This window comes from Limibacillus sp., from assembly GCA_037379885.1.
Lineage (GTDB): Bacteria > Pseudomonadota > Alphaproteobacteria > Kiloniellales > CECT-8803 > JARRJC01.
In genome coordinates, this window is sequence record JARRJC010000002.1 from 186,127 (window position 1) to 210,965 (window position 24,839).

23 protein-coding genes are annotated in these 24,839 nt (G+C 66.5%); 13 read left to right on the top strand and 10 right to left on the bottom strand.

The genetic code is table 11. The annotated features are described in order from the left end of the window. Positions 1-56 precede the first annotated feature (56 nt). A complete protein-coding gene (gene grpE / locus P8X75_01570; protein MEJ1993887.1) occupies positions 57-683 on the top strand; it encodes a nucleotide exchange factor GrpE in 627 nt (208 codons plus the stop codon). Positions 684-692: 9 nt separating this feature from the next. Here grpE and P8X75_01575 read toward each other — a convergent pair whose 3' ends face one another. From P8X75_01575 to P8X75_01585, 3 genes are read right to left on the bottom strand one after another with little or no spacing between them, the layout of a single operon-like run. Further along, on the bottom strand, positions 693-1,190 hold the full coding sequence (locus tag P8X75_01575; protein ID MEJ1993888.1) for a class I SAM-dependent methyltransferase: 498 nt from the start codon (positions 1,188-1,190) through the stop codon (positions 693-695). A 3-nt stretch (positions 1,191-1,193) separates the two neighbouring features. Beyond that, complete coding sequence (locus P8X75_01580) at positions 1,194-1,664, bottom strand: cyclic nucleotide-binding domain-containing protein (GenBank protein MEJ1993889.1); 471 nt, start codon at positions 1,662-1,664, stop codon at positions 1,194-1,196. Positions 1,665-1,716: 52 nt separating this feature from the next. Further along, positions 1,717-4,440, bottom strand: a complete 2,724-nt coding sequence (locus P8X75_01585; GenBank protein ID MEJ1993890.1) for an ABC transporter transmembrane domain-containing protein — start codon at positions 4,438-4,440, stop codon at positions 1,717-1,719. A 193-nt stretch (positions 4,441-4,633) separates the two neighbouring features. On the opposite strand from P8X75_01585, the gene P8X75_01590 reads away from it, so the two are divergent. The 11 genes from P8X75_01590 to P8X75_01640 all read left to right on the top strand — a co-directional run bounded on the left by P8X75_01590 (position 4,634) and on the right by P8X75_01640 (position 17,498). Then, positions 4,634-5,857: a glycosyltransferase gene (locus P8X75_01590; GenBank protein MEJ1993891.1), complete on the top strand. Its 1,224-nt coding sequence runs from the start codon at positions 4,634-4,636 to the stop codon at positions 5,855-5,857. A 76-nt stretch (positions 5,858-5,933) separates the two neighbouring features. Continuing rightward, a complete protein-coding gene (locus tag P8X75_01595; GenBank protein MEJ1993892.1) occupies positions 5,934-7,199 on the top strand; it encodes a glycosyltransferase family 4 protein in 1,266 nt (421 codons plus the stop codon). After that, on the top strand, positions 7,199-8,320 hold the full coding sequence (locus tag P8X75_01600) for a glycosyltransferase family 4 protein (protein ID MEJ1993893.1): 1,122 nt from the start codon (positions 7,199-7,201) through the stop codon (positions 8,318-8,320). The genes P8X75_01595 and P8X75_01600 overlap by 1 nt, the downstream gene beginning before the upstream one ends. After that, the gene (locus tag P8X75_01605) at positions 8,317-8,928 is read left to right on the top strand and encodes a histidine phosphatase family protein (GenBank protein ID MEJ1993894.1); all 612 of its coding nucleotides are present in this window, start codon (positions 8,317-8,319) and stop codon (positions 8,926-8,928) included. Before P8X75_01600 ends, P8X75_01605 begins: the two co-directional genes overlap by 4 nt. After that, the gene (locus P8X75_01610) at positions 8,925-10,091 is read left to right on the top strand and encodes a glycosyltransferase (protein MEJ1993895.1); all 1,167 of its coding nucleotides are present in this window, start codon (positions 8,925-8,927) and stop codon (positions 10,089-10,091) included. Before P8X75_01605 ends, P8X75_01610 begins: the two co-directional genes overlap by 4 nt. Continuing rightward, positions 10,088-10,843: a polysaccharide deacetylase family protein gene (locus P8X75_01615; GenBank protein ID MEJ1993896.1), complete on the top strand. Its 756-nt coding sequence runs from the start codon at positions 10,088-10,090 to the stop codon at positions 10,841-10,843. The genes P8X75_01610 and P8X75_01615 overlap by 4 nt, the downstream gene beginning before the upstream one ends. A gap of 99 nt (positions 10,844-10,942) precedes the next feature. Next, positions 10,943-11,392 carry a hypothetical protein gene (locus P8X75_01620; protein MEJ1993897.1) on the top strand — a complete coding sequence of 150 codons (450 nt, stop codon included), beginning with the start codon at positions 10,943-10,945 and terminating at the stop codon, positions 11,390-11,392. 4 nt (positions 11,393-11,396) lie between these two features. Further along, on the top strand, positions 11,397-13,334 hold the full coding sequence (locus P8X75_01625) for an ABC transporter ATP-binding protein (GenBank protein ID MEJ1993898.1): 1,938 nt from the start codon (positions 11,397-11,399) through the stop codon (positions 13,332-13,334). Between the two features lie 3 nt (positions 13,335-13,337). After that, entirely contained in the window at positions 13,338-14,336 is a 999-nt protein-coding gene (locus tag P8X75_01630; protein MEJ1993899.1) for an ABC transporter permease, read from the top strand. After that, a complete protein-coding gene (locus P8X75_01635; protein MEJ1993900.1) occupies positions 14,333-15,478 on the top strand; it encodes an ABC transporter permease in 1,146 nt (381 codons plus the stop codon). Before P8X75_01630 ends, P8X75_01635 begins: the two co-directional genes overlap by 4 nt. 40 nt (positions 15,479-15,518) lie before the next feature. Then, entirely contained in the window at positions 15,519-17,498 is a 1,980-nt protein-coding gene (locus tag P8X75_01640) for a sulfotransferase (GenBank protein MEJ1993901.1), read from the top strand. Here P8X75_01640 and P8X75_01645 read toward each other — a convergent pair. From P8X75_01645 to P8X75_01670, 6 genes are all read right to left on the bottom strand, one after another. Beyond that, a complete protein-coding gene (locus P8X75_01645) occupies positions 17,495-18,868 on the bottom strand; it encodes an adenylate/guanylate cyclase domain-containing protein (protein MEJ1993902.1) in 1,374 nt (457 codons plus the stop codon). The genes P8X75_01640 and P8X75_01645 overlap by 4 nt on opposite strands. Positions 18,869-18,989: 121 nt before the next feature. Further along, positions 18,990-19,850, bottom strand: a complete 861-nt coding sequence (locus tag P8X75_01650; protein ID MEJ1993903.1) for a class I SAM-dependent methyltransferase — start codon at positions 19,848-19,850, stop codon at positions 18,990-18,992. Then, positions 19,847-20,677: an MBL fold metallo-hydrolase gene (locus P8X75_01655; GenBank protein ID MEJ1993904.1), complete on the bottom strand. Its 831-nt coding sequence runs from the start codon at positions 20,675-20,677 to the stop codon at positions 19,847-19,849. Before P8X75_01655 ends, P8X75_01650 begins: the two co-directional genes overlap by 4 nt. Positions 20,678-20,723: 46 nt before the next feature. Beyond that, complete coding sequence (locus P8X75_01660) at positions 20,724-21,425, bottom strand: response regulator transcription factor (protein ID MEJ1993905.1); 702 nt, start codon at positions 21,423-21,425, stop codon at positions 20,724-20,726. Between the two features lie 84 nt (positions 21,426-21,509). Next, entirely contained in the window at positions 21,510-22,334 is an 825-nt protein-coding gene (locus tag P8X75_01665; protein MEJ1993906.1) for a sulfotransferase domain-containing protein, read from the bottom strand. A gap of 18 nt (positions 22,335-22,352) precedes the next feature. Next, positions 22,353-23,216, bottom strand: coding sequence for an alpha/beta hydrolase (locus tag P8X75_01670; protein ID MEJ1993907.1), 864 nt, complete (start codon positions 23,214-23,216; stop codon positions 22,353-22,355). A 160-nt stretch (positions 23,217-23,376) separates the two neighbouring features. Between P8X75_01670 and ribA the strand changes: the two genes are divergently transcribed. Further along, positions 23,377-24,492, top strand: a complete 1,116-nt coding sequence (gene ribA, locus P8X75_01675) for a GTP cyclohydrolase II (protein MEJ1993908.1) — start codon at positions 23,377-23,379, stop codon at positions 24,490-24,492. A 17-nt stretch (positions 24,493-24,509) separates the two neighbouring features. On the opposite strand, the gene arsC is transcribed toward ribA, so the two are convergent. Continuing rightward, positions 24,510-24,839: arsenate reductase (glutaredoxin) (arsC, locus tag P8X75_01680; GenBank protein ID MEJ1993909.1), on the bottom strand; the 330-nt coding region annotated here is incomplete at its 5' end.

Sequence of the window (24,839 nt, forward strand, 5' to 3'; positions counted from 1 at the left end):
CCCCATAACTGCCCCGAACCCCGATACCCCAACGCCTTTCGAAGGAAGCGACAATCGTGAGCGAAGAGGCCGACAAGAAAAAGCCGAGCGGGCAGGACACGCCCGAGACGCAAGCGCCCGAGACGGAAGCGCCCGAAACGGAAGTTTCCGAAGAAGAGCCGATGGAAGCTTTGCCTGAGGACGCTGACGCCGAGCAGGAGGCTGACGAGTCCGCCCCCGATCCCATCACCGAGCTGCAACAGCAGGTCGGCGAGTTGAAGGAGGCGCTGCTGCGCGCCATGGCGGAGACGGAGAACACCCGCCGCCGGGCCCAGCGGGAGAAGGAGGAGGCGCTGAAGTTCGCGCCGGGTCCTCTGGCGAAGTCGCTGCTGCCCGTGGCCGACAACCTGCGCCGCGCGCTCGAGTCCGTGCCGGAAGAGGCGCGCAAGGACGGCGCGCTCGCCAACCTCATCTCCGGCATCGAGATGACCGAGAAGGAACTGCAAAGCGCCTTTGCAAAGCACGGCATCGAGCGGATCGAACCGCTGGGCGAGAAGCTCGACCCCAACTGGCACGAAGCCATGTTCGAGGTGCCGGACGCCGACAAGCCCGCCGGGACCGTGGTTCAGGTGGTGGAGGTCGGCTACCGGCTGCAGGACCGTTTGCTGCGCCCCGCGCGGGTCGGCGTCAGCCGAAAGCCCTGACGGGCGCGCCTAGCGGCTCTTGCGCCGCAAGTGATAGCGGTCCGCCTGCACGCCGTCGGGCGGAGGCAGGCTTTCGGCGCCCTGGAAGGACATCTGCTGATCGCTGATCAGAATCCCGCCCGGCATCAGTAGAGCGCCCAGAAATCCCTCTATGGCCCGGGCCAGGCGGGCGTTCGCGGCTTCGTCGCCGGAGCCGATGTCGGCATGGATCAGCGCCACGCGGCCTGAAAAGCGCTCCAGCGCCCTTGGCAGGCAGTCCAGGAAATCGCCCAGAAAAAGGTGCGCTTCGTCCGGCACGCAGTCGGGGTGGGCGCGCACTTCGCGTTCGAACACGAAGATCTCACGGCCGGGCAGCAGCTCTCGAAGGTGGTCGTAGGTGCGGCCGTTGCCGAGCCCGACCTCGAAGACCGGGGCCTCGGCCGGCAGATCCTTCAGGAGGCCGGCGGCGGCATCAAGGCAGGCGCGCTGGGCTTCCAGGCGGCGGATGACGCTGTCCAGGCGGCTCATGGATCAGGAACTGCCCTTCATGCTGTCCAGTTCCTCGCGCAACTTGCGCTGCGCGGCGGTCGACATCTCCAGGCGGTGCGCCAGCACCCGCATGATCTCCAAGGCCATCTCGGGAAACTCCCGCGCCATGCGCAGGAAAAGGTCCTTGGTGAGCTTCAGGGTCACCAGCTTCTCGGCGGCCTCGACGCTGGCCGTGCGGGGCACGTCGCAGAGGATCGCGATCTCGCCGACGATCTCGTTCTTCTTCAGGGTTGCGACCTTGATCTCGTGCCCGTCGGTGCGCACCAGGATGTCCGCCGCGCCCTCCAGGATGATATAGGCTGCGTCCCCTGCGTCCCCCTGCTCGAAGAGCCGCTGGCCGGGCTTGTAGGTCAGACGTTCGCTGGCGAAGGCCATCAGCTTCAGCCGCGCCGGCTCAATATTGGCGAAGAGCGGCACGTGGCGCAGCGCTTCGACTTCTTGATCCAGGCTCATGTCTTCTCTCCCGTAGGTTATTTTGCTTTGTTCTTATCGCCTTTGGTTCCGGTCATCCCGCCGATCCGGAGGAGGCCAGGAGGGCGCTCAGTTCACTGCCCTCCTTTTCGAGTGACTTGACCTCGCCCGATTCCACCAGGCGCCCGTCGCGCAGGACCGCCACCTCGCCGAACAGGGTCGCCAGGTCAGGCCGGTGCAGCGCCCAAAGCACGCCGCGTCCCGCGCGCGCCTCCAGAATCGCCTTGGTCAGACGGTGTTGCGAGGTGCCGTCCAGCGCGGTCATCGCGTTGCTGACGATCAACAGGTCCGGCTCCTTCACCAGGGCGCGGGCCAGCGCCAGTTTCTGCTGCTGGGCGTTGGAGAGGCGCTTTCCGCCAAAACCGATGTCGTACTCCATGCCCATCGCCATGACCTCGTGCCGCAGCCCCCGTTCTTCGAGGATATCCAGGATGATCTTCTGGATTGTCTCGTCGGCCCGGGCCTGGCCGTGGGCCAGCCGCCCGAACAGGATGTTGTCCTGCAGGGTCGCCGCTGCGTTGTAGCTCTCGGGTTCGTAGAAGGCGATGCCGTCGCGCTCGGCCTCCGGCAGCCGCTCGGCGAAGGCCTTGCGCGCCTTGACGATCCGCTCTTCCAGGCTGTCGTCGATCAGGCTCAGGCGGTGGCGCTCCTCGATGTAGTTCAGCGCCAGCTTCATCAGGCGGCGCTCCTCCTCGTCGGAGAGGCCCGCCAGACCGCCCTTCTCGGTCTTGACGACCAGCGTCTTGAACTCCGGCAACTCCTCGGCCTCGATGAAGGAGAACTGCTCGAAGAAGGGATGGCCCGGCGGCAGATCGGCGAAGATCTCCACCATGGTGCGGGCGATCTGCAAACCGATCTTCTCAAGGTCGTCGAGCAGATCCGCTTCTTTCAGGGCCTCCCGCAGCACCGGATGGGCCGGCAGGGCGTCGCCCTTGAAGGCGTCATCCAGCGGCAGGCCGAAAAGCAGGTTCTCGGCCAGGGACGCATTGGCGTTGAACTGCTCCGGGTCGAAGCGGACGACCAGCTCCTCTTCGTCCTCCTCGGCGAGGCGCTTGGTGAAGTCACTGCGCGCTTCCAGCACCTTGGCCGCCAAGCCCGGATAGGTCTCCGGGTCGAAGCGCGCCGCCAATCCGAAGCGGTAGAGATCGTCGTCCATCTCGACCAGACGGCAGGTATCGATCAGCTTCTCACGCAGCTCGTCGAGGTTGGACACTCCGGCGGCGGCATAGTCGATCCAGTCGGCGTCGGTGTCGAAGAAGGGGTTGCCGGCCGAGTGGGCCTCGCGCTCCAGATCGTGCAGACGCTCGCGCTCTTCCGGGTCCAGCTCGCCCCGGTCGTTCGGGGCGTGCTTCAGGCTGTAGACGAGGTTGTCGCCGAGCGAGCCGCCGAAGAGATAGGCGGCGCCGTCCACGAAGGAGAGACGGCGCCCGGTCACGGCCTCTGGCAGGCTGTCGAGATCGTAGCCGCCGATCGAGAGGTTGCCGCTGGTGAGCGGCTCCAGGGCCGCCACCGCGCCCGCGAGAACCTCGCGCCCGCCGCCGGACGGCCCAACCAAGGCCACATGACTGGTCAGGGGTACGCTCCAGGAGACGCTGTCGAGGACCTTGTTCTCGGCGTCATCGACGATGGTGGCGCTGGCAAGCTTGATCTCGCCTTCCAGCTTCGCCAGCGGTTCGGCGTCGACGGCCTGACGCTTGGAGTCCAGCAGAACCGGGGGCGCGAACTGTTCGATCACCTGTTCGTACTTGATCTGCACGTCCTGACGCTGCTGGTCCCAGTCGATCAACTCCTTGATCGGCGAGGGCAGGTCCTTGTAGGCGGCGATCACGGCGACCAGCGCGCCGATATCGAGCTGGCCCTGGATCGCCAGCACACCGCCCACGGAATAGAAGATGAAGGGCGTCAGCTGCGCCAGGAAGTTGTTCAGGAACTTCACGAAGAACTTGCGGCGGAAAATCTCGTAGCGGATGCCGAAGATCTCACCCAGCCGCTTGACCACATCGCCGCGCTCAAGGTTGGAGGTGTCGTGGGCATGGATCTCGACGCCGCCCGCCACCACCTCGCCGATGCGCCCGGCCAGTTGGCGCGCCGTCAACTGGCGGCGGCGGCCAAGGCGCAGGATTGGCGTGCGCAGCTTGGGAATCAGGAAGGCCTGCAGGAGCACGATGGCCAGCGCCACGCTGCCCAGCCAGACCGACTGAACCATGATGAAGACCATGGCGGTCAGCGCCTGCCCGCCGAGGAACACCGGGTTGACGAAAGCCTCGCCGATGAAGCCGCCCAGCGGTTCGACCTCGTCCTTGATCATGGTCGCGGCTTCGGCCTGCTTGACGCGGCGCAGATAGGGCAGCGGGAAGCGCAGCAGCCGGTCGGTGAGCTGGAAGCGCAGACGGCGCAGCATGCGCTCGCCCAGGCGGCCCTTGCGCGTGTTGATCACGAACTTGAAGAGACCGTTGACCACCACGAGGCTCAGAAAGGCGAAGCTCAGCGACAGCAGCGCGCCCTGCTGCTCAAGATCGAAACCCTGGAACAGCGTGATCCCATCGCCGATCGGCAAGGTGATCCCGAAATAACTCTGGGTGGACCCCGGCGAGGTGAAGCCCTGACCCTGAATGCCGTCGTTGACGATCTGCTTGGGCAGGTCCAGCGAGATGTAATAGAAGGGCAGCGAGATCAGCACCATCGCAAGGATGACGATCTGCTCCTTCTTGCTGTTGCGCCAAATGTAGCGGAACAGGCTGGTTTCCAATTGGTCCAAAAGCAGGTCTCCCCCAGGGCGCGCCGCCCGTTGTTCCCAGCCATTCCACTTCAAGAGGGGCAGGCGACGCAACACCTTAGCCCGCCCAGCGACAGAATGATGCAGCGCAATATGCTTTCCCAATCCGCGCGCCTGTGGCATCGTTCTCCGACCAACGCCGGCAAGGGACGAGCGCGAAGGGACTTATCAGCCCATGGCAAAGACCGTCAGCAGGGACCGGCGCGTCCTCATCTACAGTCATGATTCCTTCGGCTTGGGTCACCTGAGGCGCTGCCGCGAGATCGCCCACCATCTGGTGGCCTCCTCGGAATCCCTCTCGGTCCTGATCCTCTCCGGATCGCCGATCATCGGCTCCTTCGATTTCCGCAGCCGCGTCGACTTCATCCGCATCCCGGGCGTCATCAAGCTGCGCAACGGCGAATACACCTCGCTCAACCTGCCGCTGGCGGTCGAGCAGACCATGGCGCTGCGCGCTTCGATCATGGAGCACACCGCGGAGATCTTCGATCCCGACCTCTTTCTGGTGGACAAGGAACCGCTCGGCCTGCGCGGCGAGGTCGAATCGACGCTCCAGATGCTGCGCGCCAAGGGCACGCCCTGCGTTCTCGGCCTGCGCGACGTCATGGACGACCCCGGCCTGCTGGCCGCGGAGTGGGAGCGCAAGCAGGCGGTGCCGGCGCTTGAGAAGTACTACGATCAGATTTGGGTCTACGGCCTGCCGCAGATCTGCAACCCCCTGGAGGGCATCAAGCTATCGCCCTCGGTCCAGCAGCGCATCCGCTACACCGGTTACCTGAAGCGCAGCGTCCCCCAGCAGGTCAGCAAACCCCGGCTGGAGAAGATCGACGAGCCCTACATCCTGGTGACGGTCGGCGGCGGCGGGGACGGCGAGGAGATCATCGACTGGGTGCTGCGGGCCTACGAGAGCGATCCGACCATCCCCTACCCGGCGCTCTTGGTCCTCGGCCCCTTCATGGGCGGCGAACATCAGAACGAGTTCCTGGGCCGCGCGCAGAAACTGGCGAAGGTCGAGGCCATCACCTTCGACGCCCACGTGGAAAGCTTGATGGCGCGCGCCGCGGGCGTGGTCTGCATGGGCGGCTACAACACCTTCTGCGAGGTGCTGTCCTTCGACAAGAAGGCCGTCATCGTGCCGCGCACAGAACCGCGCATGGAGCAGTACATCCGCGCCTCCCGAGCCCAGGACCTGGGGCTGGCGCGCATGCTGAAGAACGAGGGACCGCGCCCCGCCACGGACATGGCGACGGCGATCCGCAACCTGCCGCAACAGCAGCCGCCCTCTCATTCCGTGATCCCCGGCCTTCTCGACGGTGCGGAGAACGTGCAGAAGCTCGCCTCCCAATGGCTCGATTCGGGCCGGGCGCAGTCGCGCGCGCTGTTCCGCCGCCGCGTCTGAACGGACCGCCGGAGCCGGCGCGGGCTTCGCCGCCGCGCTTGACCCCCGCGCCGCCTTGGCCTCTAACCTTCCAGGCATGAACGCGCCCAGAAAAAGCGAGACAGGCAAGGAGCGGGTGGCCGTGGTCCTGAAAGGCTACCCCCGGCTCTCCGAGACCTTCATCGCCCAGGAACTGCTGGCCCTGCAGGAACGCGGGCTGGACTTCCGGATCGTCTCGCTGCGCCGCCCCACCGACAAGGCGACCCACCCCGTCCATGCGGAGATCAGCGCGCCCGTCACCTATCTGCCGGAATACCTTCATGAGGCGCCGGGCCGCGTCTTCAAGGCCTGGCGCAAGGCCCGCCGCCTGCCCGGTTACACCGAGGCGCGGCGCGCCTTCTGGCGCGATTGGCGGCGCGACCCCACGCCCAACCGCGCCCGCCGCTTCGGTCAGGCCTGCGTTCTGGCCGCCGAGTTCGCCGGTCAGTGCGATTTCCTCTATGCGCACTTCCTCCACACCCCCGGTTCCGTCACCCGCTACGCCGCCATGATGCTGGGGCTGCCCTGGGCCTGTTCGGCCCACGCCAAGGACATCTGGACGACGCCCGAATGGGAGAAGCGGGAGAAGCTGGCCGAGCTTTCCTGGCTTACCACCTGCACCGCCGTGGGCGCGGAGCATCTGGCCGCGCTCAGCCCCGATCCGGGCAAGGTGAAGCTCATCTACCACGGCCTCGACCTTGAGCGCTTCCCCAAGCGCCGGAGCGGGGCGAGCGACCGCGACGGCAGCGGCGAGCCGGTCCGGCTGCTGTCCGTCGGCCGTCTGGTCGAGAAGAAGGGCTACGACCTGCTGCTCGACGCGCTCGCCGCGCTGCCGGGCGATATCCACTGGCGCTTCCTGCACATCGGCGGCGGGGAGCAGAAGGACGCCCTCAAGGCGAAAGCCGAAAAGCTCGGCATCGCAGACCGGATCGACTGGCGGGGCGCGCAGCCACAGGAGGCCGTCAAGGCGGCCCTGGACGAGGCCGATGTCTTCGTGCTGCCCAGCCGCATCGCCAAGAGCGGCGACCGCGACGGCCTGCCCAATGTGCTCATGGAGGCGGCCAGTCAGGCCCTGCCCTGCCTCTCCACCTCCATCTCCGCCATCCCGGAGTTGATCGAGGACGAAAAGACCGGGTTGCTGGTGCCGCCGGAGGACGCTGCCGCCTTGGGCGGGGCGCTGGAACGCCTGATCCGCGATCCGGCCCTGCGCCAACGTCTGGGCGAGGCCGGAGAGGCGCGGCTGCGCCGGGACTTCGCCCTGGACTCCAACATCGCCGGGCTCGCGGCGCTCTTCGGGCTTGAGGCGCGCGAGGACGCGGCTTGATGAAAATCGCCTTCTACGCCCCCATGAAACCGCCCGACCATCCGGTCCCCTCCGGCGACCGGCGCATGGCGCGGCTCCTGATGGAGGCCTTGGAGCGCGCCGGTCATGAGCCTCAGTTGGCCTGCCGCTTCGTCAGCCGCGATTCGAGGGGCGACCCGGCACGGCAGAAGCAGCTGATCGAGGAGGGCGCGAAGCTCGCGGACGCGCTTCTGGCGGACTACCGCGCCTTGCCCGAGGACGCGCGACCGAAGGTCTGGTTCACCTATCATCTCTACTACAAGGCCCCCGATCTGATCGGACCCCGGGTGGCCGAAGGATTGGGAATCCCCTATATCGCCGCCGAAGCCTCGCTGGCCGGAAAGCGGGCGGGCGGGCCCTGGGACAGCTATCACCAGGCGCTGCTCCAGGCGCTGAAGGCCGCGCGGGCGCTGGTGACGATCAACCCCGCCGACGCGCCGGCCCTGCCCGGCGGAACAAAGCAGCTGTCCCTGCCGCCCTTCCTGAATGCGACCCACGAAGCGCAGGCGAAAGACCGGGCGCGGGCAGAGGTCGCGGGCTGGACCGCGCTGTCCGCAGATGCCCCTTGGCTGCTCGCGGTCGGCATGTTCCGTGCGGGAGACAAGCTGGAGTCCTACCGATTGCTGGGCGCGGCGCTGGCGTACCTGAAGGACCGCGACTGGCGTCTTCTGGTGGTGGGCGACGGCCCGGCCCGCGCCGAGGTCGAGGCGGCGCTGGCGCCGCTCGGCGAGGGCCGCGTCACCTACCTCGGACAGCTCGATAGCGAGAGGCTGCGGACCTGCTATGCCGCCGCCGACCTTCTGGTCTGGCCGGCCCGGCGGGAGGCCTACGGTATGGCGCTGCTGGAGGCGCAGGCCGAGGGCCTGCCGGTGGTCGCCGGGCGCGAGGGCGGTGTCGGCGCGGTGGTGGCCGATGGCGAAAGCGGCCTTCTGAGCGAGCCCGGCGACGCCGCGGCCTTCGCCCGCGCCCTGGATAGTCTTCTGACGGATCCGGAACGGCGGGCGGCCATGGGCCGCGCGGCGCGAGAGCGCATCCTCCGCGATCATGGCCTCGAGGGCGCCGCCGCGAAGTTGGACGCGCTTCTGCGGGAGGTGACGGCGTGACGCCCTTTGTCCTGATCCGCCACGGCCCGACCCTCTGGAACGAGGAGAAGCGTTTGCAGGGTCACATCGACCAACCGCTGTCGGACGCCGGTCGGGAGGAGGTGCGACGCTGGCGTCTGCCGGCGGACCTGAGGGGCTACCGCTGGCTGGTGAGCCCGCTCGGCAGGGCGGTGGAGACGGCCCGGCTGTTGGGGATCGCCGAGCCTGAGACGGAACCGCGCCTCAAGGAGATGTCCTGGGGAGATTGGGAGGGACAGCGCCTGCCCGATCTGCGGGAGACCCTGGGCGCCGATATGACCGATCTTGAGAACCGGGGTCTCGACCTGCGCCCGCCGGGCGGGGAATCGCCCCGCCTGTTGCAGGAAAGGCTGAAACCGCTGCTGGCGGAGATCGGCCGCGACGGGCGCCCCACGGCGGCCGTTTGCCACCGCGGCGTGATCCGCGCGCTCTTCTCGCTGGCGAGCGGCTGGGACATGCTGGGCAAGCCGCCGGTGAAGGTGAAGAACGCCTGTTGCCACCGTTTCCTGATCGATGCGGAGGGCAGGCCGCAGGTTGAGGCCATGAACCAGCCGCTGAAGCCGCAAGCGCCCGGGGAGGCGAAGGGATGAGCAGGCGCAAGGTCATGATCTACGTCCAGCACCTGCTGGGTATCGGCCACATCCGCCGCGCCTCTGTGATCGCCAAGGCCGTGGCGGCGGCGGGTCACGACTGCGTTTTCGTCTCCGGCGGCCTGCCGCAGCCCGATCTCGACCTGGGCGGCGCGCGCCTGGAGCAGCTGCCGCCCGCCTACTGCCGCGACGAGCGGTTCGAGCTTCTGGACGAGGCGGGCGAGCCCATCGGCGAGGCCTGGAAAGAAGAGCGCCGCGCCCGCCTTCTGGCGCTCTACGAGCACGAGCGGCCCGATGCTCTCCTGATCGAGCAGTTTCCCTTTGGCCGCCGCGCGCTGCGCTTCGAGTTGCTGCCGCTGCTGGACAGGGCCTCGGCGGACAGAGCCTCTGGGAACAGCCCGCGTCCGCGCATCTACGGATCGATCCGAGATGTGCTGGCCCGCCGCTTCGCGCCCGACAAGGAACGCTGGGTGCTGGAGACGATCGAGCGCTACTTCGATGCGATCCTGGTACACGGCGATCCCGCCTTCATCCCCTTTGGGACCAGCTTCCCCGCAGCGGACAGGATCAAGGACCGCCTGCGCTACACCGGATACGTGGTGGCGGGCGAGGGGCCGCCGGAAGGGGTCGAGCCCAGCGGCGAGGTCCTGGTTTCGACCGGCGGCGGCACGGTCGGCGGACCCTTGATGGAGGCCGCCCTGGCCGCGCGAAAACTCTCCCCGCTCGCCGAGGCGCCCTGGCGCATCCTGGCCGGACACGGCTATCCCGAAGAGGATTTCCAGCGACTGCGCGGCAAGGCGGAAGAGGGCGTCATCGTCGAACGGGCGCGACCCGACTTCGACCGGCTTCTGGCGGCTTGCCGCCTTTCCGTCTCCCTGGCCGGCTACAACACCACGTTGGAGGTGCTTCAAACCGGCGTTCCCGCCGTCCTGCTCCCCTACGCGGCGGGAGAGGAGGGCGAACAGCTCTTGCGCGCGCGCCTGCTCGCCGAGCGCGGTCTGGTGACGCTGCTGCCGCCCGATGAACTGAGCCCCGAGCGGCTGGCTTCGGCCATCGGCGAAGCGATGGCGCGGGGCGCCCCGGCGCCGGGCCGCCTCGACTGCAGGGGCGCGGCCACGGCGGCGTCAATCCTCACAGGGGCGATCCTGGCGGGGGCGTCATGAAAGCGCTTCATGCGGAACTGGACGCCTGGGCGGCTACCGGCAGGAAGCCGGTTTTCTGGTGGCGCGACGACGACGCCACCGCGGACCTGGCCAGCCTGCGACGCTTGCTAGACCTGCGCGAGGCCAGCGGACTGCCCTTGGCCTTGGCGGTCATTCCCGCGCTGATCGAGGAAAGCCTGCCGCCGCTTCTGGCCGGACAGGAGGGGCTCTGCCTGCTGCAACATGGCTATGCGCACGAGAACCACGCGCCGCCGGACCGGAAGAAACGCGAGCTCGGAGACGAGCGGCCCCTTGAGGCGGTGCTGGCGGAGTTGAAAGCGGGCAAGGCCCGCGGCGAAGCTTTTTTCGGGGCGGCGTGGCTGCCGATTCTGGTGCCGCCCTGGAACCGCATCGCCCCGGCGGTCGCCGCGGCTCTGCCGGGACTGGGCTTCGCCGGACTTTCGACCCACGGTCGCGCGCCCACGCCGCCGCCCGGACTTCTTCAGGTGAACAGTCATCTGGACATCATGGAATGGAAGCCGCGGACCCGCTTCCGCGGAGAAGGGGCCGTGCTGGCCGACCTTTGTGCAGAGCTGGCCGCCCGCCGGACAGACGAAAGAGGCGCGCCGCACGAACCTCTGGGCCTTCTGACCCACCACCTGGCGCACGACGAAGCGGCATGGAACTTCTTGGAAAAGTTGCTTTCCGATCCGCACGTGAAAGAGATGGTTTCCTGGAAGCCCGCCAGCGGTCTATTCTCTCGCCATGTTTAGGGGGAATGTGAGCCGCTAATGTCCGGGGGAGAGGAGACCTTTCGGTACAAAAGACCAAGCCTGGCGTGGGATTTCTTCCTCGGCGCCGGGGGGCTTTTGGTGTCGGCTTTGGTCATCTACGTAACGGACCGGGCGACCTGGTCGCTGGTGGTTTTCGGCACCCTGGCGGTGCTGTTCTGCTGGTTCCTGTTCCGCACCGGCGAGAAGCTGGTCGGCGAGATCGTCCTGGCCAAGCAGGGGGTGATCCGGCGCGGCGTGGGCGAACAACGCATCGCCTGGTCGGAACTGGTTGAGATGAAGCTGCGCTTCTTCGGATCGCGCCGCGAGGTCCGCAGCCGCCGGGGCGGGGTTCTCCAGTTGAGCTTGAAGGACCACAGGGGCGTCAAGATCACGACCGACTCCGCGCTCAGCGACTTCGACCGTTTCGCCGCCGCCTGCGCGGAGCGGGCCATCGGCACCGGACTGCAACTCGACAGCATCACGCTCAACTGTTTGATGGACCTCGGCATCGACCCCTACCGTGGGGCTCCCGGCGGGGGAACGGCTTAGTGTTATGAACGACATCCGCCGCGAACCCCTGTTGGATATCCAAGACCTTAAGGTCTCCTTCGCGCTGCCCGAAGGCGCGCTGGAGGCGGTGCGCGGCGTCTCTTTCGAGGTGCCGCGAGGCGGGACGGTCGCGCTGGTCGGGGAAAGCGGGTCCGGCAAGTCGGTGGTCAGTCAGGCGATCATGGGCATCCTGCCGAAGATCGCGAAGGTCAGCGGCGGCTCGATCCGCTTTCACGACCCCAAGACGCCCGGGGCCGTCACCGACCTCGCGGCGCTCGATCAGGACAGCAGCGCCTACCGCGCCATCCGCGGCGGGCGCATCTCGATCATCTTTCAGGAGCCCATGACTTCTCTCTCGCCGGTTCACACCATCGGCGATCAGATCGGCGAGGCGGTGCGGCTTCACATGAAGGTCTCCCACGCCGAGGGGCTGGGCCTGGTCCAGGAGATGCTGCGCCTGACCGAATTCCCCGACCCGGAGCGCGCGCTCAAGACCTATCCCTTCGAGCTCTCGGGCGGGCTGCGCCAGCGGGCCATGATCGCCATGGCCCTGGTCTGCCGCCCGGCGTTGCTGATCGCCGACGAGCCGACCACGGCCCTGGACGTGACCATCCAGGCTCAGATCCTGAAGCTGATCCGCGATCTTCAACGCGAGCTGGAGATGGCGGTTCTGATGATCACCCACGATCTGGGCGTCGTCGCCAACGTGGCCGAGGACGTGGTGGTGATGTACCACGGCAAGATCATGGAAAGCGGTCCGCTGGAGGAGATCTTCACCAACCCCCAGCACCCCTATCTCCATGCGCTGCTGAAGGCCGTGCCGCGCTTCGAGATGGAGCCCGGCGAGCGGCTGGTGCCGCTGCGCGAGATCGGCGCCAAGGAGAAGGCGCAGAAGCTGGCGAGCCGCATGGGTCACAAGGGCGAGGCGGCGGCGGGCAAGAACCTGCTGGAGGTGGAGAAGGTCAGCAAGGCCTTCAGCATCCGCAAATCGGGCTGGGTCACCCAGGAAAGCGCCAAGATCCTGGCTCTGCGCGAGGTTTCGCTCAACGTGCGCCACGGCGAATGCCTGGGCCTGGTGGGCGAGAGCGGCTGCGGAAAATCGACCCTCTCCAAGGTCATCATGCGGGCCGTCACGCCCGACAGCGGGAGCATCACCTACAAGGCGCGCGACGGCGACATCGATATCCTGAAGCTTTCCGGCTCGGCGCTGGAGGACTTCCGCACCCGCATCCAGTACGTCTTCCAGGACCCCTTCTCCTCGCTCAACCCGCGCCTGCGGGTCGGCGACATCATCTGCGAGCCGCTCGACATCCACGGCATCGGCACGCCCGACGAGCGCTGGCGGCGGGTCGAGGAACTGCTGGAGCTGGTCGGCTTGGACCGGCGGCACCTCAACCGCTATCCGCACAGCTTTTCGGGCGGGCAGCGCCAACGCCTCGGCATCGCCCGGGCGCTGGCGCTGGATCCGGAGCTGCTGATCCTGGACGAGCCGGTCTCCGCGCTGGACGTCTCGATCCAGGCGCAGGTTCTGAACCTGCTCCAGGACCTGAAGGAAACGCTGGGGCTCACATACCTCTTCATCAGCCACAACCTGGCCGTGGTGGACTACATCGCCGACCGCATCGCCGTGATGTACGGCGGACGGCTGGTCGAACTCGCGCCCAATAAGGAGCTTCTGGCCCGGCCGGTCCACCCCTATACCCAGGCCCTGTTGTCCGCAGTGCCGGAGCCGAGCCTGGAGCACCGCCTGGACTTCGATCACCTGAGCGCCCTGCGCCAGACCGGGCCGGAAAGCTGGGCGCCCGAGTTCCGCGCGTCCGAGGGCGGCCGCCCGACCATGATCGACCTGGGCGGGGGCCATCTGGTGCGCGCCAATCCCGAACGGACCGACGCCCAGCGCCTGCTGGCCGGCGTCGCGGCCGAAGCCGGCGTGGAGGCTTAGGAGATGCTGAGCTATCTCGTGCGCCGCATCATGATCATGATCCCCACGCTGCTGGCGATCTCCTTCATCATCTTCGTGATCATCCAGCTGCCGCCGGGCGACTATCTGGAGACCTACGTCGCCGAGTTGCAGGCCCAGGGCGAAGCGGTCGACCCGCAGAAGATCGAGTACCTGCGCCAGCAGTACGGCCTGGATAAGCCCTTCATCGAGCAGTACGCGCTTTGGGTCTTCGGCATGCTCCAGGGCGACTACGGCTATTCCTTCGAGTATCAGCTGCCGGTCTCGGAAGTGGTGGGGGACCGGGTCTACCTTTCGATGCTGGTCTCCTTCGCGACCATCATCTTCACCTGGGTCGTGGCCTTTCCCATCGGCGTCTATTCGGCCGTGCGCCAGTACAGCGTGGGGGACTACATCGCCAGCTTCATCGGGTTTTTGGGGCTGGCGACGCCCAACTTCCTGCTGGCGCTGATTCTGCTCTATCTCGCCAACACCTATTTCGGCACGCAGATCGGCGGCCTGATGGATGACGAGTACATCGGCGCGCCCTGGAGCTTCGGCAAGCTGATCTCGGTGCTGGAGCACCTCTGGGTCCCGGTGATCGTGATCGGCACCTCCGGCACGGCGGGCATGATCCGGCGCCTGCGCGCCAACCTGCTGGACGAACTGCAAAAGCAGTACGTCACCACCGCGCGCGCCAAGGGCCTTTCCTCGGGCCGGGCGCTCTTCAAGTATCCGCTGCGGATCGCGCTCAATCCCTTCATCGCGGACATCGGCAACATCCTGCCGCAGATCGTCTCCGGTGCGGCCATCGTCTCCATCGTCTTGGGCCTGCCGACCACCGGTCCCATGCTGATCCGCGCCTTGCAGGCGCAGGACATGTACCTGGCGGGCTCCTTCCTGATGTTCCTGTCGCTGCTGACCGTGATCGGGATGTTCCTCTCCGACCTGGCGCTGGCGGCGCTCGACCCGCGCATCCGGCTTGAGGGAGGGGCGACCAAATGAGCCGGCATTACGTCAACCAGGAACCCTTCGATCCCTATTCCGTCACCAAGCTGACGCCCGAGCAGGAGGCCTACTACTCGGCCCCGCAGTGGAAGCTGATCTGGTGGAAGTTCACGCGCCACAAGGTGGCGGTGGTCTCGCTGCTGTTCCTCAGCCTGCTCTACAGCTCGATCCTGATCAGCGAGTTCCTGGCGCCCTACGACCTGCACAGCCGTCACACCGATCACATCTACGCGCCGCCGCAGACCATCAAGCTGTTCCACGAGGGCAGCTTCGTCGGACCCTTCACCTACGGGCTCGACTATCATCTCAACATGACGACCCTGAAGCGGGAGTACACGCCCAACCTCGACCGGGTGGAGCGCATACGCTTCTTCTGCAGCGGCGATCCCTACGAGTTCTGGGGCGTGGTCAAGGCCGACCTGCATCTCATCTGCCCGGCCGAGGGCGGGACGCTCTTCCTGCTCGGCACCGACCGGCTGGGCCGCGACATCTTGAGCCGCATCATCTATGGGGCGCGCATCTCGCTCACCATCGGCCTCATCGGCATCGCCATTTCCTTCATGCTGGGCATCACCATCGGCGGTCTGGCGGGCTACTACGGCGGCTGGGTCGATGCGGGCGTGCAGCGCCTGATCGAGATCTTCCGCTCCTTCCCGGAGCTGCCGCTCTGGATGGCGCTGGCGGCGATCCTGCCGGTGACCTGGAGCCCGCTCTGGGTCTATTTCGGCATCACCATCATCCTGGGGCTGCTCGACTGGCCCGGCTTGGCCCGCGCGGTCCGCTCCAAGCTTCTGAGCCTGCGCGAGGAGGACTTCACCGTCGCCGCGCAGCTCATGGGCGCCAAGCCCAAGCGCATCATCTTCCGCCACCTTCTGCCCTCCTTCGCCAGCCACCTGATCGCCTCGGTGACGCTGGCGGTGCCGACCATGATCCTGGGCGAGACGGCGCTCTCGTTCCTGGGCCTAGGCCTGCGTCCGCCGATCACCTCCTGGGGCGTGTTGCTGTCGGAAGCGCAGAACATCAACGCGGTTGAGCTTTATCCCTGGCTGATGCTACCGGTAGTCCCGGTTATTCTCGTGGTCCTGGCCTTCAACTTCCTGGGCGACGGCCTGCGCGACGCGGCCGATCCCTACAAGTAGGTCCAAGGGCCACCAAGAGCGAGGCGCTGGAAGGTCTCTTTTGCGCGAAATCCTGTTGAAAGCGGTCGGGCTGCACCAACGCGGTCAGGTCGCGCAAGCCGAACAGCTCTACCGTCAGGTGCTGGCCGCCGCGCCGCGCCAGCCCGACGCCTTGCGTCTTTGCGGGATCGCTTGCAGCCAGCAGGGCAAGAATGAGGAAGCCTTGAAGCTGCTGGAGAAGGCGGCGGCGCTTCAACCGCTCTCAGCAGAGGTCAACAATGCGCTTGGCAAGGTGCTGAACGACCTGCGCCGGCACGAGGAGGCCGTCGCGAAACTCAAGCTCGCGATCAAGACCAACCCGAAAATGGCTGAGGCGCACAGCAATCTCGGCAACGCTCTCTTCGCCAGCGGCGATACGAACGAAGCGCTTACCTGTTACCGTAAGGCCGTTGAGCTCAACCCAAAGAACGTCGAGTTCTTGAACAACCTGGGCGGTGCTTTGGCCCATTCGGGAGAGCACCGGGAAGCCCTGGAGGCCCTTGGGAAGGCCCTGAAGGTCAATCCGGGTCACGCCCGCGCACTGCGCAATCTCGCGAATAGCTGCCGCTATCTTCAGCGGAACGATGAGTTGAAACGGGCCTACGATAAAGCGTTGACGGCCAGCAAGTGGGCGCCGGAGATTCTCCTCGACTACGCGACCGCGCTGATCAATGCGACCCTCATGGAAGATGCGCTGGAGCTTCTCGAAGAAGCGCTGAAGCGCAAGCCGGACTGGCCGGCGGCCCAGCTCCTGTTCAGCGAAGCCCTTTTGGAGACGAACCGTCCTGCGGAGGCCGAAGCCTTGCTCGAAAAGGCCGCTGATGGATTGGCGGACGACCGCAAGACCCTCTCACGGGTCGGGCGGCTGTTCCAGCGGCTGGGGCGCTTCGACGATGCGGAAGCTTGGCTCCTCCGGGCTCTGGAGCGGGATCCCGACGACATGAGGGCGCTGGATAACCTGGCCATTATCGGCAAGGTGGAAGAAGGCTCCGTTCTATTTCAAAAAGCGCTCGCCCGCGCAGCCGAGGAGTCGCGCCGGCCCTTAGAGCGCTCGCACGCAGCCTTCGCCGCCGCCATGACGCTCGACAGGGTGGGAAAGCACGCTGAAGCCTTCGACTACTTTACCTTGGGGTGCGATCTGACAGAGGTGCCAGAGATCGATTGGGAGAGGCGTCTTTCCCAAGTGACCCGCTGCGAAGAGGTTTTCAGGCCCGCGCTCTTCGAGCGCCTCCAAGAAGGCCGGTCCGACGACCCGACACCGATCTTCGTGGTCGGCATGCCGCGTTCCGGCACCACCTTGACTGAGCAGCTCCTAAGCCGCCATCCGCAGGTATCGGGGGCCGGCGAGCTGACGGCTGTTCCAGCCAGTCTGAGGGAGCTCGGCATGAACGAAGATGGCTCCAACTTTCCGGATTTCATCGAGGGCTTGTCGCCTGATGACGTCTCAAGAGCCGCCGAAGCCTATCTTGGACGGGCGAGGAAGGCGGGGGGTGAGGATGCCCGGCACATCGTGGACAAGCTTCCCTTCAACGCCTTTTTCGTTGGCTGGATTCACCTACTCTTTCCAAAGGCGCGGATCATTCATTGCGTACGCGACCCGCTGGACGTCGGAGTTTCCTGCTTCAAGGCCAACTTCTCGAGCATCACCTGGTCTTTCCGCTTGGAGGACATCGCCGAGCAGTACCGCTGCCACGAGGCCGCCATGGCGGTTTGGCGGCGGCTTTTCCCCGGCCTGGTGTTCGACCTTCGCTACGAAGACCTGGTCACCGATCCTGACCGCGTGGTGCCCTCGCTGGTCGAGGCGACCGGGCTGCCGTGGGACGACGCCTGTCTCGATGAAAAGCAGCGCGCGACGGCCCAGGTCAAGACCGCGAGCCTCTGGCAGGTGCGTCAGCCGATCAGCGCCAAGTCGGTCGGAAGCTGGCGGCGCTACGAGCAGGGGCTCGAGCCTCTGCGCCGCCGCCTGAGCGATTTTGGCCTCCTCCGAGAAGAGGAGAGCTAAGCCGCGCCGGTCGCAAGGAGCGTCAGGTCCAAGGGCTCCGCCACGCCTGCGACCCGCCGTGCCGCTCTCTGCTCGGGCGGGTTCTTCGGCTCATAGCCCTGGGCGAGCGCCAGCTCGAAGGTGGCGCGCGGACAGAGCGCCAGCGCCGCTTCCTCCTTATTGTGCTTTTCCAGCTTGGCGGAAAGGTTCACCGCATCGCCGATCACCGTGATCTCAAGACGGCTGTCGTCCCCGACCGCGCCGAAGAGGATCCTTCCATGAGCGGCCGCGGCGTTGACCCGTGGGGCGGGCGCACCCGCATCGGTCATCTCCTCATGCCAGCGTTCGGCCTCCTCTATGCAGTCGTCCATGGCGCGCAGGGCGTCCGCTGCATAGGTTTCGGAGGGCGCCGCCGCGCCGAAGGTCGCCATGATTCCATCACCCATGAACTTATCGATGGAACCGCCGTGGCGCTGGAGGATCGGGACCATGCGCTGCTGATACTCGGCGAGAACCGCCATCACCTTGTCGGGCGCGCTTTGCTCTGCCAGCCGCGTGAAGCCGCGCATGTCGAGATTGACGATGGCGGCCTCGCGGGTCTGACCTTGCCCGGCTTCCAACTGCTCGTCACCGCCCGCGATCTGCTGCGCCACGCCCTGATCGAAGAAGCGCGAGAGTCGCTGCGCGGCCTGTTGCTCGACAACCGAGCGCACCAAGAGCGCCTGCCCGCGCCGCAGGGCCAGGGCCAGGATGCCGGTCACCATCAGGATCGAGATGATCTTGTCGAACTCCGCGCCCAGAAGAATAGCGTTGGAGGTGATGTAGGTGACGTAGTCGCGGGTGATCATGGTGTCTTCGGGGTTCGACAGGATCACGTAGGTGATCATGGCCCCCCAGCCCAAAGCGGCGATCACGCCGCTGACCAGAACCATCTTCGGGTCCATGCGCAGGGCCCGCATGGCGATGAAGATGAATACATAGAGGAGCGTCGGCGCCTTCAAGTAAAAGGAGGCGGGCTGGTCGTACTGCAGATGGAAGGACCAGATCAGCACCATCAAAAGCCCGATGTCGAAGAAGATCGAAGCGATCAGCGACCATTGGGGCAGACGGCTCAGCGATCCCCAGATCAGCCGGATCACGGTCAAGCCGAGATAGATGCCAAGCGCCCAGGGCACCGGCGCGAACTGCGCATCCTCGGTGAAGGTCTTCGGCGACAGCAGGTAGAGGACGCCCATGATCGAGACGACGGTGAACTGAATCCAGCCGATCATCATCTCGCTCTGATCCTGGTTCTCGCGGATCGACTGGCGGACCCGCTGCGGCAGGTCGGCTTCCGGCGGCGGCGACTCGAACCACTTCTTCAGATCCGGCAGGAAACGTTGGGCGGACATGGCGGCACCTCAAAAAAGGCAGCAGGGCTGGCCCCTGCCAGCCGGAACGCTGAGAACTGAACTTAGGGCTCGGTTTCCCAACGCCCCCGTCAAGACTTCTCATATTCGCGTGAACGGCGCGTCATGACGAAACGCAGCGCCGCAACCAGAGGCCGCTTTCCAAAGCCTCTTCAGGCCGTGGCAGGTCCGCACAGGCGCTTGAGCGAAGACTTTCGGAAAGGCGGCTGCGGGCGTAGTGGCTGGAGAACAGGAGGTCGTAGCCGCCTTGCAGGAGGCCCATGACCCCCTGCTGCTCGTTGTAGCCCCGCCAGGCCCAGGCGGCGGGGTAGTCATCGGGCAGGAAAATGTCGTGAAAGGCCAGGAACAGGCCCGGCGGCAAACTTGGCAGAATGCGCCCCAGGAGGAAGTCCACGTCGCTCCCCGGCATCAGTATGTGACTGGAATCGATCAGCAGAAAATCGCCCGCCTCCAGCGCGGCAAAGGGCGTTTCGCCAACTTCCTGAAGCGTCCGGCGCTGCAAGGAGATATTCAGGCGGGCGATGTCCGCGCGCGGCGCCGGATCGATGGCGGTGATCTCCGTGGCGAGGCCGCCGTCGCGCCGGGCTCTCGCCAGAAAGCGGGTGGAATGGCCCGAGCCCACCTCGATTACGCGCGCGGGCTTTTCCTCGCGCAGCATGACGTAGGCCATGGCGGCGTCGAGGCCCGGGAACCAGGACTGGCCCCAGCGCGGCTCGGGCGGTGCGGCGTTCTCGCCGATCGCGGAGAGGTCGTCCTTGTAGCGCTCCAGCGAGGAGAGGCGCGCCGCCATCTCCGGCTCCGCTTCGGCAAAGCGCCGCTCCAGCGCGCCATAGGCCGGCAGGCTGCCGGCTTCGGGGAGGCCGTCGGCATAGCGGTAGGGGATGAAGAAGCCGCGGCGTTTCAGTCCCAGGAGTGTTTGCAGGCCGAACAGCAGCCGTCGTCGCGCCGCCCGCCGCCTGCTCACGGTTGCAGCACCATGCCTTCCCGCGCGATCAGCGTACCGGGCCGCATGGCCTCGGCCTCCGCGGCGACGCGGTCCATGAAGTCATCCTCGTGGGCGGGATCGTGATGGAAGACCACGACCTGACCGACCCCGGCGGCCTCTCCGAGGCGCACGCCCTCCTGCCAGGTGGAATGACCCCAGCCGACGAAGTTCCCGAACTCCTCGTCGGTGAAGCTGGAGTCATAGATCATCATGTCGGCGCCCTTGACCAGTTCCAGGATGTTCCGGTCGGGATTGCCCGGCTCGTGCTCGGTGTCGGTGATGTAGCAGATCGACTTGCCGCCATACTCCATCCGGTAGCCGGTCGCGCCGTTTGGATGGTTGAGGGGCGCCGTCCTCAGCGTCAGGCCGCCCTCGACCTCCAGGCTCTCGCCCGCCTTGAAGTTCAGGTAGTCGATTTCAGCGGCGAAGATGTCCGGCGGGACGGGGAACAGCGGGGCCTTCATGAAGGCGCAGACCACATCGTGCAGCCCGTGCTCGCCCGACAGGTGCCCGGCATGCACCCTGAAGCGGTTGCCCTTCTGGAAGAAAGGCGCGAAGAACGGTATCCCGGCGATGTGATCCATGTGGGTGTGGGTCAGGAAGATGTGGCTGTCCAGCGGGGCCTCGGCTTTCAGCTTCTGCCCAAGACCGCGCAGACCGGACCCGGCGTCGAAGATCGCCAGGCGCCCGCCGTAACGCAGCTCCAGGCAGGAGGTATTCCCGCCGTAGCGTGCATACTCAGGGCCGGGGCAGGCTATCGAGCCGCGAACGCCCCAGAAACGCAGTGTCAGGTCGCCGTCACTCAAGGCGCCCTCCTCTCTTTCCGCTTCACTGCTATGTGGGGCCTCCGGCTCATGGAACCAAACGGTAGCCGCCCGGCTCGGTGACAAGGATCTGCGCGTTCGCCGGATCCGGTTCGATCTTCTGGCGCAGACGGTAGACGTGGGTTTCCAGCGTGTGGGTCGTGACGCCGGCATTGTAGCCCCAGACCTCGCCGAGAAGCGTGTCGCGCCCGATGACCTTTCCGCCCGCCCTGTAGAGATACTTCAAGATCGCGGTCTCCTTCTCGGTCAGGCGCACCTTCGCCTGACTTTCCGCGTGCACCAGAAGCTTCGCTGCGGGACGGAAGGAATAGGGGCCGATGGTGAAGACGGCGTCTTCGCTCTGTTCGTGCTGGCGCAGCTGCGCGCGCAAGCGCGCCAGCAGCACGCCCAGCTTGAAGGGCTTGGTCACGTAGTCATTGGCGCCGGCATCCAGACCCAGAATCTGATCCGCATCGGATTCCTGCGCCGTCAGCATGATGATTGGCGCCTTGACGCCGTTGCGGCGCATGACCCGACACAAGTCGCGCCCGTCGCCGTCGGGCAAACCCACATCCAGCAGGATGGCGTCGAAATACTCGCCCTTGGCGCGTTCGAGCCCTTCCTTTGCCGTGCCCGCCTCGACGGTGGCGAACTCCTCGTGCAGCTGAAGTTGCTCGCTCAAGGATTGACGCAAGTCCTCGTCGTCGTCGACCAGAAGAACCTTCTTTCCTGTCGCAGGCGTGTTCATCATGGTGATCTCGAAAGTCTCCCTTCGCTTTCGTCAAGGCACAGTCTGCCCGCTTCCCTGTGCCGGGGAAAGCCCTTAAGGACGGCACTATGGGCCATACTTGAACCGCTTCATCAGGTCTTCATCCAAGGCGGCGAGGCGCGCGGCCTGATCGTCGCTCAAGACCTCGCGCCAGCGGCCGGCCTTTCCCGCTCTGAAGAAGCGCTCGGACTTGCCGGAAGCCTCCAGAAAACCGTCCCTGTCTTCGGCGGCCTGAAGGTTCTTGAAACTCGCTGCCTCGATTGCCCGCTCGACGGTCGAGGCCTTGCCGTCCATGCCCAGCAGCTTTGCGATCCTCCGAAAGGAGTCGCCGGGCCGGGCCAGAAGGTCCTCGTAGCGGAAGACCGGCACATCGGCTTGCGTCCAGGAGCGCACATGGTCCGGCCAGGACCCCAGATGCTCAAAGATCGACCGCTTGTCCTTGCCGCCGCCCGTGTAGGCCTTCGGCGCGGCCATGAACTCGATCGCCTCATCCAGGGTGATGCCGAAGTGCTTCGAGACCGAGATCGCCACATCGCGCGGGTCGCGGACGATGTAGAGCGCGCCGACCGTGAGATCGTCGCGGATCAGCGGCACGCCGTCGAAGGCCCCCAGCATGTTGTGGGTCTTCATCAAAAGGTGCCGCCCACCCGTCATGGCTTGCAGCTTCTCCTGGATCTGCCCTCTGATCCTGGCGCCCTCGATCGAGGGTTTGAACAAGGTCTCCAGATCGCAGCCCGCCTTCTGATACCAGCTAATCGCCGATTCAGAGGGCACGTAGTTGGGTATCTCGTTGAGCGGCACGGGTTGTTCCGGCGCCATCAGGTTCGCGATGAAAGCGCGCACCCAGGTGTTGCCGGATTTGGGGTAGGACGCGATCCAGTAGATGCCCATGGTCTCCAGACGTCTCCCTCAGCGCGCGATCATGGAGAGGGTGGCCAAAAGCAGCGGGTGGTCTTCTTCGACCAGGGCGTCGACCGCCGAGAAGTGGTCGCGGCCGGGCAGCGCGACCTCCTCAACCGAAAGCCCGGCCGCCCGCCAGTCGGCGATGAACTCCGCCTGCTGATCCAGGAACTCCTCGCTCTCGGTTGCTCCGACCGCGCAGATCAGAGGCGGGGCTTCCTTGGGCGGCTGGAAGCGCGGACTGCAGGCGGCGACCGCCTCCGGCGTCACTCTCAGGACCGGCTGCTGATAGGAAAGCGGAATCGGCGTCAGGTCGTAAATGCCCGAGATCGAGAGGCAGCCCTTCACCGGCGTCTGCTCGAACCCGTAGGCGGGCCAGTGCGCCGTCAGGCAGCAGACCGCCAGATGCCCGCCCGCCGAGTGGCCGGTGAGAAAGATCCGGTCGGGGTCGATGCCATGGTCCGGCGCATTGCGGCTGAGCCAGGCCACCGCCCGGCGCACCTGTTCGACGATCTCCGGGATATCGGCCTTGGGCGCGAGGTCGTAGTTGACCGAGGCGTAGGCGATGCCGCGCTTGAGGAACGCAGGGGCAGGAAAGAGGAAGTCTGCCTTGTCGAGGGTCTGCCACCAGCCGCCGTGCACGAAGATCAGCAAGGGGCTGGGCCCGGGCCCTTCAGCAGGCAGCAGGTCGATGCGCTCGCCGGGGGACGGGCCGTAGGCGAGGTCGCCGCGCAGCTCATGGGCTCCGGCGACCTTGTCGCTTTCGGCGCGCCAGCGCTGGAAGTACTCCTCGAACTGCGGCACGCGCTCACGGTTGTTCAGCTGGGCGTCCAGGGCATCCCGGTCGTAGCTGCGGTAGATGATCTCGTTCATGGCCTCTCCTGACGCGGCGGAGGGCAAGACTAGCCGTGGAAAAGGCCGCTGGAAAGCCGCCAGCGAGCATGCTTTATTGCCGCGCCCCGGCGCTCGCGGCCCACAGCTTGAGCCTCGGGAGGTGCAAAGCGGGCGCCAAGGACCTAGATTAGGGAACGTGATGGCCAACACCCTCGCCCATAGCCTGCCGGATTCGGACCCTGCGCTCCGGCACGTGGACCGCGCCCTCGGCGAACTGCGCCGCGGCGCGCCGGTCGTCCTGCGCGAGAACGGGAGCAGCCTTCTGGTCTTGAGCGCGGAGACGGTGAGCGACGGCGCGCTCGAGCTGCTCCGCCGCCAGGGCGGCGGAGAGCCGCTCTTGATCATTACGGCGCGCCGCGCCGAGGCGCTCGGCCTGTCGCCCCGCGACTCGCAGCCGCTGGCCCTGAAGCTCCTGGACCGTTCGGCCGAACGGGTGCTGGAGCTGACCGATCCCAGCCAGCCCCGCGCCCGCGCGCTGGAACGCCCGGAGGTGGCGCAAGCGCCCGAAGGCCCGTCCGGCGTCGCCATCGACCTCATGAAACTGGCCAGGCTGCTGCCCGCCGCCCTGCTGGTCAGTCTGCCCGACGCCGGAGAGACGCTGGCGGCGGAGGAGGACCTGATCCTCTTGAGTGCCGGGGAAGTCTCCGCCTACCGCCATTCCGCCTCGCGCCTGCTGGGCCGCGTGGCCGAGGCCCGCGTGCCGCTTGAAGGCGCGGAGGACGCCAAGGTCATCGCCTTTCGCCCGCCCGACGGCGGCGTCGAGCATCTGGCCATCGTGATCGGGGAACCGGACGCCAGCGGTCCGGTCCTGGTGCGCCTGCACTCCGAATGCTTCACCGGCGACCTGCTCGGCTCTCTGCGCTGCGACTGCGGCGATCAGCTGCGCGGCGCGATCCAGGCGATCGGCGCGGTCGGCTCGGGAATCCTGCTTTACCTGGCCCAGGAGGGGCGCGGCATCGGCCTAGTGAACAAGCTGCGCGCCTACAGCCTCCAGGACCGCGGCGCGGACACCCTGGAGGCGAACGAACAGCTCGGCTTCGACGCCGACGAGCGGGTCTATCTGCCCGCCGCCGCCATGCTGCGCGCCTTGGGTTTGGAGCAGGTCAATCTCTTGACCAACAACCCGGACAAGGTGGCGGCGCTGGAGCGCTGCGGCATCAAGGTCGCCTCACGCGTGCCCCACGCCTTCCCCTCGAACCGCCACAACGAGGCCTATCTCGACACCAAGGTCCGCAAGTTCGGGCACCTCTACTAAGTTCAGGTCAACCGGGTTCAGGCGATCTCCAGAACCTGTTCGGGCGGGCGGCCCAGCCGCGTCTTGCCGTCCTTCCTGTAGATCGGGCGTTCGATCAGGATGGGGTTCTCCACCATCGCGGCGATGAGCGCGCGGCGGCTGAGGTCGGGGTCGTCCAGCCCCAACTCCTTGAAGGGCGCTTCCTTGCGGCGCATCAGCGCGCGGGGCTCCATATCCAACTGGGTCAGGATTTCGTCTAGCGTGTCCGCGTCGGGCGGCGTCTTGAGGTACTCCACGATCTGGGGCTCCACGCCGTTCTCCTGGAGCAGCTTCAAGGCCTCTCTCGATTTGCTGCAACGCGGGTTGTG

Excerpts from the sequence above, each read along its gene's own strand:
- P8X75_01575 (MEJ1993888.1), bottom strand. The coding sequence starts at position 1,190 with ATGAGCCGCCTGGACAGCGTCATCCGCCGCCTGGAAGCCCAGCGCGCC.
- P8X75_01580 (MEJ1993889.1), bottom strand. The coding sequence starts at position 1,664 with ATGAGCCTGGATCAAGAAGTCGAAGCGCTGCGCCACGTGCCGCTCTTC.
- P8X75_01590 (MEJ1993891.1), top strand. The coding sequence starts at position 4,634 with ATGGCAAAGACCGTCAGCAGGGACCGGCGCGTCCTCATCTACAGTCAT.
- P8X75_01595 (MEJ1993892.1), top strand. The coding sequence starts at position 5,934 with ATGAACGCGCCCAGAAAAAGCGAGACAGGCAAGGAGCGGGTGGCCGTG.
- P8X75_01600 (MEJ1993893.1), top strand. The coding sequence starts at position 7,199 with ATGAAAATCGCCTTCTACGCCCCCATGAAACCGCCCGACCATCCGGTC.
- P8X75_01610 (MEJ1993895.1), top strand. The coding sequence starts at position 8,925 with ATGAGCAGGCGCAAGGTCATGATCTACGTCCAGCACCTGCTGGGTATC.
- P8X75_01615 (MEJ1993896.1), top strand. The coding sequence starts at position 10,088 with ATGAAAGCGCTTCATGCGGAACTGGACGCCTGGGCGGCTACCGGCAGG.
- P8X75_01625 (MEJ1993898.1), top strand. The coding sequence starts at position 11,397 with ATGAACGACATCCGCCGCGAACCCCTGTTGGATATCCAAGACCTTAAG.
- P8X75_01630 (MEJ1993899.1), top strand. The coding sequence starts at position 13,338 with ATGCTGAGCTATCTCGTGCGCCGCATCATGATCATGATCCCCACGCTG.
- P8X75_01635 (MEJ1993900.1), top strand. The coding sequence starts at position 14,333 with ATGAGCCGGCATTACGTCAACCAGGAACCCTTCGATCCCTATTCCGTC.
- P8X75_01645 (MEJ1993902.1), bottom strand. The coding sequence starts at position 18,868 with ATGTCCGCCCAACGTTTCCTGCCGGATCTGAAGAAGTGGTTCGAGTCG.
- P8X75_01660 (MEJ1993905.1), bottom strand. The coding sequence starts at position 21,425 with ATGATGAACACGCCTGCGACAGGAAAGAAGGTTCTTCTGGTCGACGAC.
- P8X75_01665 (MEJ1993906.1), bottom strand. The coding sequence starts at position 22,334 with ATGGGCATCTACTGGATCGCGTCCTACCCCAAATCCGGCAACACCTGG.
- P8X75_01670 (MEJ1993907.1), bottom strand. The coding sequence starts at position 23,216 with ATGAACGAGATCATCTACCGCAGCTACGACCGGGATGCCCTGGACGCC.
- ribA (MEJ1993908.1), top strand. The coding sequence starts at position 23,377 with ATGGCCAACACCCTCGCCCATAGCCTGCCGGATTCGGACCCTGCGCTC.